This window comes from Nocardioides sp., from assembly GCF_050699375.1.
Taxonomy (GTDB): domain Bacteria; phylum Actinomycetota; class Actinomycetes; order Propionibacteriales; family Nocardioidaceae; genus Nocardioides.
In genome coordinates, this window is sequence record NZ_JBOHDN010000347.1 from 1 (window position 1) to 11832 (window position 11832).

Genomic DNA, 11832 nt, shown 5'->3' on the forward strand with positions numbered 1-11832 from the left:
GCCCAGCGGGCGTGGTCGTCGATGTCGAAGCCGATCCGGCCGTTGTTGGCGACGAAGGCGGGGTGGCCCTCGCTCATCGCGCCCTCGACGCTCTGGTGGTCGGCGTCGACCAGGTCGGCGGCGGTCAGCGTCTGGTGCTCCAGCTTCCAGCAGGCCGAGGCGATGGTGGCCGCGAGCTCCTCCAGGTAGGTCGGCAGCAGCTTGTCCGGGATGCCCAGGTCGGGCGCGAACTCGGCGACGAACGCCTGGGCGTCGACCTCGGACTCCGCACCTTCGGTCGTCCGTACGATCGAGTCCGGGTCCACCACCCAGTGGTCGAGCAGGAAGCGACGCGCGGAGAAGGCGTACGTCGAGGAGGGGCCGCGCAGCTCCCAGCCGTCGTCGGTGCCCTCAACGGTGGCAGTCGGAGCGAGCATCCGCTCGTGGCTGAACTCCGCGATCGCCTTGGCGACCAGGTGCCGGTGGGCGAGGCGCAGGTTCTCCGGGCGCAGGTGGGCGGCGGCGTACATCTCGCGGGTGCAGACCGAGAGCATCGCGGTCTTCTCACCGATGCTGATCTCGCGCAGCTCGACGAAGCCGGCCTCGGTGTTCTTGCGGCGGATCGGCTCGTTGCGTACGTCGGGCTCGACCACCACGCGACGGACGCCGGGATCCGCGAAGCAGTGCCGCATCACCGCGCGGAAGATCCGGGTCGTGAAGCCGGAGGTCGGCTCGCCGGAGGCCGGTGCGACCAGGACGTGCATGCCCAGGTCGCCGGGGGCGAGCTCGGGTACGTCGGTGATGCCCCCGAGCTCGCTGCGGGCCGGGTCGTAGGTCTCGGCCAGGAACGCCGGCACGCCGTCGACCCGGCCCAGCCAGGCGTCGTGGTGCGGGTGACGGGCGATCCGGGCATGCTCCTCGGCCACGTCCTCCAGCGAGGCGTCCAGCATCATCCAGTACGCCGAGCGCGGGTGGGTCACCCAGGAGTGCACCGTGGCGAGGTGCGGCTCGATGTCGAGCGGTTCGATCGTGATCCTCATCGGGTCTCCTCCGTGGGCTGGCTGTGCTTGGACAAGATCCGGCTGGGCTGGCTGTGCTTGGACAAGATCCGGAAACGGTCCGGGACGCCGAACTCCTGGAAGGCGACCCGCTTCTCGACCGGGTACGGCTCCCGGCCGAGGACGGCGGCGAGGATCATCGAGCTGCGGTAGGCGCCCATGCCGAGGTCGGGGGCGACGAAGCCGTGGGTGTGCTCCTCGCCGTTCTGCACCCAGATCTCGCGGTCGGTGTGGTCGACCGAGAAGGTCGAGCTGGCGTCGTAGCGCCCGTGCTCGTCGAAGCGGATCCGGTCGCGGACGGGCTCCAGGAACGCCGGGACTCCGGCACGGTAGCCGGTGGCGAGAACCATCGCGTCTGTCGCCATCTCGTAGTCCTCCTCCTGCTCCACGTGGTGCAGCGCGAGGTGATAGCCCTCGTCCGTGCGGGTCACGCCGCGCAGCTCGGTGTTGGTGAGCAGCGTGGTCTCGGCGGACCCCTCGACCGACCGGGTGTAGAGCGCCTCGTGGATCGCGTCGATGGTGTCGCCCGAGATGCCCTTGTAGAGGCTCTGCTGCGACTTCAGCAGCCGCTCACGCTTGTCGGCGGGCAGCGACTGGAAGTAGGCGGAGTACTCCGGGGAGGTCAGCTCGAGGGTGAGCTTGGTGTACTCCATCGAGAAGAACCGTGGGCTCCGGGTCAGCCAGGCCAGCTGGTAGTCGTGGTCGGGCTGAGCGTTCAGCAGGTCGAGGTAGACCTCGGCGGCCGACTGGCCGCTCCCGACGACGGTGACGCTGCGGCGTCCGACGAGCTCGTCCTTGCGAGCCAGGTAGTCGGCGCTGTGGATCGCCGGCCCGTCCCCCGCCAGTGCCTCCTGGGCAGGCTCGGGGACGTGCGGCGCCGTGCCGGTCCCGAGCACCAGCCGCCTGGTCCGATGCGTCTCGCCGGAGGCGGTGGTGACGACGTACGTCTCCCCGTCGTGCTCGACGGAGGTCACCTGCTGCCCGAACCGGACGGAGTCGAGCCGCTCGGCGACCCACTGGCAGTACTGGTTGTACTCACGCCGGTGGGGCAGGAAGCTCTCCCGGATGTAGAACGGGTAGATCCGGCCGGTCTGCTTGAGGAAGTTGAGGAAGCTGAACCGCGAGGTCGGGTCGGCCATCGTCACCAGGTCGGCCATGAACGGCACCTGCAGGGTGGCGTCGTCGAGGAGCATCCCCGGATGCCAGTCGAACCGGTCCCGGGCCTCGAGGAAGAGGCAGTCGAGCTCGTCGATCGGGTCGGCGAGCGCGGCCAGACCGAGGTTGAACGGGCCGAGCCCGATCCCGATCAGGTCGTGGACGTGGGCTGATCCGTCGGTGGCTGTGCCTGTCGATGTGGCTGTGTCTGTGTCCGTGAACACCGTCGCGGGCTTTGCGGGAGTCTTGGGCACGGTCATCGGGCGACCTCCTGGACGGCACGGCCCATGGAACGGCCCAGCGTGCGGACCTGCTCGATGATGTCGAGTACGTCCTGGAGCGAGGCCATGGGGTTGAGCAGGGTGAGCTTGAGGAACTGACGGCCGTCGACCTTGGTCGCGGCGACGACGCCGCGACCGCTGTTCCACATCTCGGCGCGGATGCGGCGGTTGAGGTCGCCGAGGGCGTCCTCGTCGAGGTCGGCCTCGCCCAGATGCGGGTCGAGGTAGCGGAAGACGACGGTGGAGAGCTGTGAGGGCGTGACGACCTCGATGTCCGGCTGGACGCTGAGGATGTCGTAGACCTCGCGCGCCAGATCGATCACCGTCTCGAGGTAGGCACCGATCTGGTCGGGCCCCATCGTGCGCAGCGTCAGCCACAGCTTGAGGGCGTCGAAGCGGCGGGTGGTCTGCAGGGACTTGTCGACCTGGTTGGGGGTCTCCGACTCCCGGGGGTTGAGGTAGTCGGCGTACCAGGAGGCGTGCTGCATCGTCGCCAGGTCCCTGACGAGGAGGGCGCTGGAGGAGACCGGCTGGAACCAGGTCTTGTGGTAGTCGATCGTGATCGAGTCGGACCTCTCGATGCCGTCGAGCAGGTGGCGATACTTCGGCGAGGCCAGCAGCCCGCCGCCGTACGCCGCGTCGACGTGGAACCAGACGTTGAAGTCCCGGCAGGCGTCGGCGATCGCCTCGAGCGGGTCGATCACGCCGAAGTCGGTGGTGCCGGCGGTGGCCACGACGGCCGCTGGAACCAGCCCGTCGACGACGCAGTCGTCGAGCGCCTCCCGCAGCGCGACCACGTCCATCCGGTGCGCGGCGTCGGTCGGGACCGCGATCGCGGCCGCGTCGCCCATGCCGAGCAGGCGCGCGGACTTGGCGATGGAGAAGTGGCTGTCCGCGGAGGTGAGGAAGCGCAGCCGGTCCAGAGGTACGCCGCGGCGCTCCGCCTCGCCACGGGCCAGCAGCAGCGCCTGCAGGTTGGACTGGCTGCCGCCGCTGGTGAAGATGCCGTCCCGGGTCGGCTCGGGATAGCCCGCACGAGCGGCGGTCCAGTCGATGAGATGACGCTCCATGAACGTGCCACCCGCCGACTGGTCGAAGGTGTCCATCGAGGTGTTGACGGCCGCGATCAGCAGCTCTCCGACGAGGGAGGGAATGACGACGGGGCAGTTCAGGTGGGCCGCATAGGACGGGTCGTGGAACCAGACGGCGTCATCGAGCCACAGCCGGCTGACCTCGGCGAGGGCGGCGGTGCCGTCCAGCAGCGGGTTGTCCAGGTCGACCTCGGCAACCGGCTTGGCGGCCAGCTCGGGCGAGATTCCGGTGTTCGGGCCGTCGAGCCTGGCGAGCTGGTCGACGAGCATCCTGATTGCCTCGGTGATGCCGCTGGTGTACTCACGAGCATTGTCGGGGTGGAACAGATGCTCCAGGTGCGGTGCGCTCACTGGTCTCCTTCGACACGGGGGGATTAGGTTAGGCGAACCTAAGTGAGGCTACCCTAAACACTCCCCCGCCAGACAGGCGGCTCAGAGAGAGGACGATCACACCCGTGCCCCACTCGCCGACCCAGGCCCGACGCGTGCTCGCCGGCTTCGCCTTCGCCTCCCTCGGCAACGGCCTGACCCTGCCGTTCCTCTACGTCTACCTGGCCCAGGTGCGGGATCTCGGGTCTTCCACCGCGGGCTGGATGTTCGCGTGGATGGGCCTGGTCGGGCTGGCCGCCGCTCCCGGGATCGGAGCGCTCCTCGACCGGTTCGGCCCGCGCCCGGTGCTGCTCGGCGCGTTGGCTCTGGAGGCCGTGTCCATCGGCTCGCTCGGCTTCGTCAGCGGGCTCGTCCCGGTGATGGCGGTCCTGGCCGGCGTGGTCGTCGGCGCCTCTCCCCTCTGGCCCGGGACGACGACGCTGCTGGCCGGGATGGTCCCGCCCCACGGCCGCGAGCGCGCGTACGGCTTCGCCTTCCTGGGCCTGAACGTGGGCATCGGCGTGGGCGGCCTGGTCAGCGCGTTCCTCGTCGACGTGAATCGTCCTGAGACCTTCCAGGTGCTCTACCTGTGCGACGCGCTCGCATATCTGGCCTACGCCGCGGTGCTGGCGCTCCTGGTCCGCTCTCCGCGCCGGAGCGGCAAGAGCGAGGCGGCCGATGAGGCAGGTGGGAACTGGGGTGAGGTGCTGCGGGACCGTCGTGCGGTCGCGCTCTTCGGGTGTGGCGTGCTCGCGGTGACCTTCGGCTACGGGCAGCTGGAGGCCGGCGCGACGGCGTACGCCGTGGATGTCGCCGGGGTTCCCGCGACCGCCCTCGGCTGGGCCTTCGCGGCGAACGCCGCCGTGATCGTCTGCGGGCAGGTGGCCCTGCTTCGGCTCACGTCGAGGTGGCGGCGTACGACCGCGCTGACCTGCGCCGTCCTGATCTGGTCGCTGGCCTGGACCGTGCTGGCGACGGCGGACCTGCTGCCCGTCGCCGGCGCCGTGGCGGCCATCGTGGTCGGCCTGGCGGTCTTCGGCCTCGGCGAGACGCTGTGGGCCCCGGTCGTGACCGGGCTGGCGAACACCATCGCTCCCGACCACCTCCGGGGCCGCTACAACGCCTGCCTCGGCCTCACCCTGACCCTCGGCCAGATCCTCGGGCCGGCGATCGCCGGGTCCCTGATCGGCAGCGGGCTCGGCCACCTGTGGGCGCTCGTCGTCGTCGGCGGAACGCTCACGACGGCCCTGGTGCTGACCCGGCTTCGCACCCTGCTCAGCGTGGAAGAGGACTCTCCAGCGGCACCGACACCGGAGCCGGTCGCGGATAGCCGAGCCGCCCCCGTGTAGCGACGATGGTGATGAGCGCGCCGATGGACCCGGCGACGAGCAGCGCGAGCTGGAACTGGTCGTGGCCGACGCCCGGGAAGAGCTGGCTCGAGGCGACCGAGGCGTAGTTGTTGACGCTGGTGTGCAGCAGCATCGCCAACGGCAGGCTCTGGCCGGTGCGGTTGAAGACCCAGGTCATGATCACCCCGAAGGTGAGGCAGAACCCGGCGAAGACGATCGGTCGATACCAGGGTGCGTCCGGCCAGCCACCCCACTCGGTGAGGAAGAGCGGCATGTGCCACAGCGCCCAGATCGGCCCGAGCACGAAGGCGGAGCCGAGCGGTCCGACCTTGCGCTGCAGGCGCGGCAGGGCGAAGTCGCGCCAGCCCGGCTCCTCGGCGAGACCGGTGGTGATCATCTGCAGGACGAGCCCGGGGACGTACGCCGCCAGCACGATCAGCCACGTCTGCGACGGCTGCGCCATCTGACCGCCGGTGATCTGGGTCGCGACGATCATCGCCGCCGGCGCGCCGAGCAGGATCCCGGCGTACCAGCGCCAGCTCGCCCGCCAGCGCCACAGCCGCCTGGCCCAGTCCCGCAGGCCGGCACGTCCACCGGAGATCGCGGTGACGAGCACGGCGCTGCCGATCGGGCCGAGGTAGGCGCCGGGCAGCATCCCGAGGACCTGGCCGCCGAGGACGCCGCCCGGGAAGGTGAGGTCCCACACCCCGAGGCCGCTGTTGGAGAGCACATAGGGAGTCCAGGCCAGCCAGCTCGCGGCGAGCGCGAGCACGAAGAACGTGGTGAGCTCGTGGCGGCGTACGAAGGCGTGAAGGCCTCTCTCCGGCTCGACCACCGAGACTGCGGTCGGGGGTGTCATGGTCATGATCTGTTCCTTTCGGTCCGGCGTTTCCGGGCGGACCTCAACCTAGGAACGGGACCGACCCGCTCGCGCCGGGCAAAAGACCGAACCGCCGCACTTGCATCGAAAGATGCTGGTAACCGGGTTCGGTTGCGGAAAGGATGATGGCGTGAAGCGCGAAGTGACGATCCGGATGCCGCAGAAGCTGATCGCGCCCCTGGTGGCCTGGGTGGTGGCGACGGCGATGCTGGTGGTCTCCCCCAGCCTGGACGCCGCCGACGCCGAGGTCGCCGGGATGCCCGCACTGGGTGGCCTGGGCTGGTGGTTCTGCCTGGCGGTGCTGACCGTGCAGGCCGTCGCGCTGGTGTGGCGGCGCGAGCGACCGCTGACCGTGCTGCTGGTCGTCGCCGCCGGCGCGGTCGCGCTGGCCGCCGGCGGCGCGGGCGACGCCACCAGCCTGTCCTCGGCGGCGGTGCTGGTGGGCGTGTGGTCGGCGGTGACTACGGCAGGTCTGCCGGGTCAGGGCCGACTGGCTGGCCCGCTGGCCGGTTCGCTGGCCGGCGCCGGGCTGCTGGTCGCGCTCGGCGGGTTCATCAGCCAGATCGACATCGGTCTCGGAGCCGGCACCGCGGTCCTCGCCGGGCTCGTCCAGGGCGTTGGCGTGATCGCCGCACCTGCCCTGCTGGCCGCGACGGTGCGTGCCCGGCGCGACGCACGGGAGGCACGCACCGACCTCGCGCTCGCCGTCGACCGGGAGCAGTCGGCTCATGTGGCCGCGGCGATCGCCGAGGAGCGTACGGCGATGGCTCGCGAGCTCCACGACATCGCCGCCCACCATCTGACCGGCATCGCGGTGATGACCGGCGCGGTCGAGCGGCAGATCGACACCGACCCGGCCGGAGCGAAGGAGTCCGTGCGCCAGGTCCGCACCCAGAGCACGGCGATGCTGCGTGAGCTGCGTGGGCTGGTGACGCTCCTGCGGAGCCCGGGGCAGGCAGAGGGCACCGGTGGGCAGGAGCGCCTCTCCCACCTGCCGGAGCTCGTCGCTGAGGCACGCCGGACCGGGCTCCAGGTCGAGCTCGAGACCCTCGGTGAGGCCGCCGTCGCCGACGAGGGCGTCGGCCCGCTGGCCCAGCTCTCGGCCTACCGAACCGTGCAGGAGTGCCTCGCGAACGCGGTGCGGCACGCGCCCGGATCCCGGTGCGAGGTGGTCCTGGACTCGCGGGACCCGGCCGCGGTGGTGGTGACGGTGCGCAACGGACCGCCACCGACGTCCGTCCCGGTTGCGTCTCGCCCGGCCCGGCGCGGGCTGGGGCTGGTGGGCATGCGGGAGCGCGCCGATCTGACCGACTCGACCCTCGAGGCCGGTCCGACGCCCGAAGGCGGCTGGCAGACCCGGCTACGGATCCCCGCGGCCGCGGTCGAGGAGGTGGCCGGATGATCAGGGTCGTGGTCGCCGACGACCAGCCGCTGGTACGTGCCGGGCTGCGTACGCTCCTCCAGACCGAGCCCGACATCGAGGTCGTGGCGGTCGCCGAGGACGGCGGCAGCGCGGTCGAGCAGGCGCTCACCCTGCGTCCCGACATGGTCTGCATGGACATCCGGATGCCCGGTCGCGACGGCATCAGCGCCACCCGCGAGCTGTGCGGACCGGACGTCGCCGACCCGATCCCGGTGCTCGTCCTGACCACCTTCGATATCGACGACTACGTCTTCGGCGCCCTCGAGGCCGGGGCCTCCGGCTTCCTCCTCAAGGACGCCGACCCCGACGCCATCGTCGCTGCGGTGCGCTCGGTCGCGGCCGGCCACGGCACCCTCGACACCTCCCTGACCCGGCGGGTCCTGCGCGAGGTCGTCACCCGCAGACGTACGCAGCCGGTCACCGCGGCTCGTGCCAGCGAGCTCCTCACCGCCCGAGAGCTCGACATCCTCCTCCACCTCGCCGAGGGCATGTCGAACGAGGAGATCGCCCAGGCCCTCGTACTCGAGGTCTCCACCGTCAAGTCCCACCTGGCCCGGATGATGCCCAAGCTCGGCGTCAAGTCCCGCCTGCACGCCGCCGTGTGGGCCTACCAGTCCGGCCTCATCGCCCCCTGACCAAAACCCTCGCCGAGTCGGCCCGTCCTAACCGAAAACCGGGCCGAGTCGGCTCGTTGGAACGGGCCGACTCGGCAGGGTTTGGCGTCAGTTTGAGCCGACTCGGCAAATGGTCAGATCAGGCCGGTCTCCTGAGCGACATGGATGGCGCGAGAGCGGCTGTCGACGCCGAGCTTGGTGAAGATGTGCACGAGGTGGCTCTTCACGGTGGCCTCGGTGACGAAGAGGGTGCGGGCGATCTCCTTGTTCGTGGAGCCCCGCGCAAGCAGGCGCAGCACCTCGATCTCGCGACCGGTGAGCCGCGGGAGTGGGCTGCGCATGCCTTTGAGCACCCGCGCGGCGAGGTCGGGGGCGAGGACCGTGTCGCCGGCGGCGGCGCGGCGGATGCCCTCGACGATGACCTCGGGATCGACCTCCTTGAGGAGGTATCCGGCCGCGCCGGCCTCGATCGCACCGAGGATCTCGGCGTCGCGGTCGAAGGTGGTCAGGATGAGTACGGCCGGTGGCGGGTCGAGCCCGCGGAGCGCGCTCGTGGTCCGGATCCCGTCCATCCCGGTGCCGAGGCGCAGGTCGCAGAGGACGACGTCGGGATGAAGGTGGGCGGCGAGGGTGACCGCCTCCTCGCCGGTGGCGGCCTCGCCGACGACGCGCACCGTGTCGCCGGCCTCGAGCACGGCGCGCAGGCCGCTGCGTACGACCGGGTGGTCATCGACCAGGAGCACGGTCGTCATGGCTTCTCCCCCGTCTCGGGCGCTGTCGCCGTGGGCCGGCTCGGGTCGATGTGGATCTGCAGATGCGCGGAGACCGCGGTGCCCTCTCCGGGCGTGCTCTCGACGTCGAGGCCGCCTCCGAGCTCTCGCAGTCGCGCTCGCATGAACCGCAGGCCATAGCTGGATGATCCGATCCCGGCATTCTGCTCCCAGGCGGCGACGTCGAATCCGGCGCCGTCATCGCTGATGTCCATCCGCACCGAGTCCTGGCCGTCGATCAGGGAGATGACGACCCGAGACGCTCCGGCGTGGAGGCGGACGTTGGACAGCGCCGACTGTGCCGTACGCAGCAGGGCGACCTCGACCTCGGTGCCCAGGAGCGGGAGCGTGTCGTCGACGCGGAGGTCGACGGCCAGCCCGGCCTCCTCGTGTGCCCGGTCGAGCATGCGCCGGAGCGCTGAGGCGAGGGCGTCGTCCTCGAGCTCGGCGGGGGCGAGGGCGGCGACGATCCGGCGTACGTCGGCAAGACTGTCGCCCGCGAGCCCCTCGATCTGGGCGAAGGTGCGCGACGACTCCTCGTCGTCGGTGCGGCTGTTCCCGGCGTGGGCGAGGAGCCGGATCGAGGAGAGCGCCTGCGCGATGGTGTCGTGGATGTCCCGGGAGATCCGGGTTCGTTCGGCGATCGCTCCGGAGTGCCGCTGCGCGAGCGCGAGCTCGTCCTGGAGCTCCGCCATCTCCTGCTGTGCCGTGGTCAGGGAGGTGACCAGCCGCTCTCGTTCGGCGGCGTCGCGGAGCAGCTGCAGGTAGCCGCGGGAGATGCCGAACGCGAAGATGCCCCCGATGAGCGGGCCGAGGACGTCGGCGTAGCTGGTCTCGCCTGCGTGCAGGATCGGGGCGATGATCACGACCACGAGGATCGAGGCGGAGAACACCAGCCCCCAGCGCAGCGGCAGCAGATGCCCGGCGAGCAGCCACAGCAGGAACGCGAGCCAGACGAACTCGGCCGAGACGGCGACGGCGGCGATCCAGATCGCGGCGAAGCCGATCAGCCACCACACCAGGAGACGGCGCGAGGTCGTCCTGGGCGGCACGATCGCGCCGCCGGTGTGCCAACCGAGGATCGCGACGCCCGCGACGATCGCGACGGGCAGGGCGACGCCGTCGCCGATCGCCCGGCTGACCCCGATCGCGGTCAGTACGACGGCGATCACGTGCTGGCCGATCTCCATCGCCCGCGCCGTCGCCGCGGCGGGAGCCGGACCCGAGGGTCCGGTGCTCCTCAGCGGTATGTGCACAACACTCATCTTCTCAGCTCTCATCGGCTCCCCTCAGCCTCCCGGGCCACCAGATACGGTCGCCGACCAGGCTGAAGATCGCCGGCACGATCACCGTACGCACCACCAGCGTGTCGACGAGCACACCGACACCGACGATCAGGCCCAGCTGCCCGAGAACGACGAGCGGCAGCACGCCGAGTGCCGCGAACACGGCGGCGAGCACGATGCCGGCGCTGGTGATGACGCTCCCGGTGTGGGTGACCGCCTCGACCATGCCTGCCTTCGTACCGAGCTCCGCGGCCTCTGCGCGCGCCCGGTGGACGAGGAAGATCGTGTAGTCGATCCCGAGCGCGACCAGGAACAAGAAGGCCAGGATCGGCACCTGCAGGTCGAGCGCGGGCTGGTCGAACAACGTACGGCTCAACCAGGCCCCGGCCCCGATCGCGGCGATCGCGCTGGTGAGGTTCACCAGGAGCAGCAGCACCGGCGCGACCAGCGAGCGCAGCAGGAGGAGGAGCACGAGGAAGCTCACCGCCAGCACCAGCGGTGCGACGAGCAGCAGGTCGTGCTCGTTCCCGTCGCGCGCGTCCAGCTCGGTCGCGACCGCGCCCCCGACCAGAGCGTCCGCGCCCGTGATCGGGCCGACGGCCTCGCGCAGCTCGGTGATCTGTTCCAGGCTCCGCTCGGTGCCTGGCGAGTAGTCGCTGGTCACCATGATCTTCGTCGCGGATCCGTCCTCGGTGGTTCCGGCGGGGTGAGCGCGCACCACTCCCTCGACCTGGCTTGCTTCCGAGACCACCTCATCGGCCGCGGCACTGTCGGCGATGACGTAGATCGGCTGGGCCTCACCCGCCGGGAAGTGCGCCGCGAGCGTCTCCAGACCGGCGGCCGACTCGGACTGCACCCGGAACTTCTCGACCTGGTCGAGCCCGACCGAGGTGCCGAACAGGCCGGTGGCCATCACCGCGAGCAGCGCGAGCCCGCCGAGCAGGCTCATCATCGGTCGCTTGGCGACCCGGGACGCGACCGCACGCCACGTCCCGCCCTGCGTACGCGCGCCACCGGGGCGCGGGATGAACGGCCAGAACAGCCTCCGGCCACACACGGCCAGGAACGGCGGCAGTACGAACAGCACCGCGAGGAGCGCGATCAACAGGCCGATCGCCGCAGGTACCCCGAGCCCGCGCGTCATCGGGATCGTGGCGAAGGCCAGGGTCAGCAGGGCGAGCACCACGGTCACGTTCGAGGCGAGCACCGCCGGGACCGTCTTGCGCCAGGCCCGGCTCAGTGCCAGCCGGTCGTCGTCGCTCGCCTGCAGCTCCTCCCGGTATCGGGAGATCAGCAGGAGGGCGTAGTTCGTGCCCGCGCCGAAGACGAGCACGCTGACGATGCCGGCATCGAACTCGAAGCTCCACAGCGCGCCCGCCGCTGCGGTGACCCGCCCGGCGAGTCCGTCGGCGAGGGCGACCACGATGAGCGGGACCAGCCAGAGCACCGGCGAGCGATAGGTGATGATCAGCAGGAGCGCCACGATCAGGATCGTCACCAGCAGCAGCGTGAAGTCCGCTCCGTCGAAGGCGGAGGCCACGTCGGCGCCGAACGCCGGTCCACCCGTCACCTGCAAC

General features: G+C 70.8%; 10 protein-coding genes. 3 read left to right on the plus strand and 7 right to left on the minus strand.

The genetic code is table 11. The annotated features are described in order from the left end of the window. The 3 genes from ACRDPS_RS23360 to ACRDPS_RS23370 all read right to left on the minus strand — a co-directional run. On the minus strand, nt 1-1019 hold a 1019-nt coding region (locus ACRDPS_RS23360; protein ID WP_431504062.1), incomplete at its 3' end, for a GNAT family N-acetyltransferase. Then, nucleotides 1016-2452 (minus strand): lysine N(6)-hydroxylase/L-ornithine N(5)-oxygenase family protein, encoded by a 1437-nt coding sequence (locus ACRDPS_RS23365; RefSeq protein ID WP_431504063.1) that lies wholly within the window; start codon nt 2450-2452, stop codon nt 1016-1018. The genes ACRDPS_RS23365 and ACRDPS_RS23360, both read right to left, overlap by 4 nt. After that, a complete protein-coding gene (locus ACRDPS_RS23370) occupies nt 2449-3915 on the minus strand; it encodes a pyridoxal phosphate-dependent decarboxylase family protein (protein WP_431504064.1) in 1467 nt (488 codons plus the stop codon). The genes ACRDPS_RS23365 and ACRDPS_RS23370 overlap by 4 nt, the downstream gene beginning before the upstream one ends. Nucleotides 3916-4019: 104 nt before the next feature. On the opposite strand from ACRDPS_RS23370, the gene ACRDPS_RS23375 reads away from it, so the two are divergent. Continuing rightward, complete coding sequence (locus ACRDPS_RS23375; RefSeq protein ID WP_431504065.1) at nt 4020-5282, plus strand: MFS transporter; 1263 nt, start codon at nt 4020-4022, stop codon at nt 5280-5282. Here the strand turns inward: ACRDPS_RS23375 and ACRDPS_RS23380 are convergent. Beyond that, the gene (locus tag ACRDPS_RS23380) at nt 5209-6147 is read right to left on the minus strand and encodes a CPBP family glutamic-type intramembrane protease (RefSeq protein ID WP_431504066.1); all 939 of its coding nucleotides are present in this window, start codon (nt 6145-6147) and stop codon (nt 5209-5211) included. The two genes, ACRDPS_RS23375 and ACRDPS_RS23380, sit on opposite strands and share 74 nt — an antisense overlap. A 145-nt stretch (nt 6148-6292) precedes the next feature. On the opposite strand from ACRDPS_RS23380, the gene ACRDPS_RS23385 reads away from it, so the two are divergent. Together ACRDPS_RS23385 and ACRDPS_RS23390 are read left to right on the plus strand one after the other, a co-directional pair. Further along, a complete protein-coding gene (locus ACRDPS_RS23385) occupies nt 6293-7564 on the plus strand; it encodes a sensor histidine kinase (protein ID WP_431504067.1) in 1272 nt (423 codons plus the stop codon). Beyond that, nucleotides 7561-8220, plus strand: coding sequence for a response regulator (locus ACRDPS_RS23390; protein ID WP_431504068.1), 660 nt, complete (start codon nt 7561-7563; stop codon nt 8218-8220). Before ACRDPS_RS23385 ends, ACRDPS_RS23390 begins: the two co-directional genes overlap by 4 nt. Nucleotides 8221-8333: 113 nt before the next feature. Here ACRDPS_RS23390 and ACRDPS_RS23395 read toward each other — a convergent pair whose 3' ends face one another. The 3 genes from ACRDPS_RS23395 to ACRDPS_RS23405 form a co-directional block, all read right to left on the minus strand. Then, nucleotides 8334-8951 carry a response regulator gene (locus ACRDPS_RS23395; RefSeq protein WP_431504069.1) on the minus strand — a complete coding sequence of 206 codons (618 nt, stop codon included), beginning with the start codon at nt 8949-8951 and terminating at the stop codon, nt 8334-8336. After that, nucleotides 8948-10249 carry a sensor histidine kinase gene (locus ACRDPS_RS23400; protein WP_431504070.1) on the minus strand — a complete coding sequence of 434 codons (1302 nt, stop codon included), beginning with the start codon at nt 10247-10249 and terminating at the stop codon, nt 8948-8950. Before ACRDPS_RS23400 ends, ACRDPS_RS23395 begins: the two co-directional genes overlap by 4 nt. Beyond that, a partial coding sequence (locus tag ACRDPS_RS23405) for an MMPL family transporter (RefSeq protein ID WP_431504071.1) occupies nt 10239-11832 on the minus strand: 1594 nt, incomplete at its 5' end. The genes ACRDPS_RS23400 and ACRDPS_RS23405, both read right to left, overlap by 11 nt.

Bases quoted from the DNA above. Each gene is read 5' to 3' on its own strand.
- ACRDPS_RS23365 (WP_431504063.1), bottom strand. From the start codon at position 2,452: ATGACCGTGCCCAAGACTCCCGCAAAGCCCGCGACGGTGTTCACGGAC.
- ACRDPS_RS23380 (WP_431504066.1), bottom strand. From the start codon at position 6,147: ATGACCATGACACCCCCGACCGCAGTCTCGGTGGTCGAGCCGGAGAGA.
- ACRDPS_RS23390 (WP_431504068.1), top strand. From the start codon at position 7,561: ATGATCAGGGTCGTGGTCGCCGACGACCAGCCGCTGGTACGTGCCGGG.
- ACRDPS_RS23395 (WP_431504069.1), bottom strand. From the start codon at position 8,951: ATGACGACCGTGCTCCTGGTCGATGACCACCCGGTCGTACGCAGCGGC.
- ACRDPS_RS23400 (WP_431504070.1), bottom strand. From the start codon at position 10,249: ATGAGAGCTGAGAAGATGAGTGTTGTGCACATACCGCTGAGGAGCACC.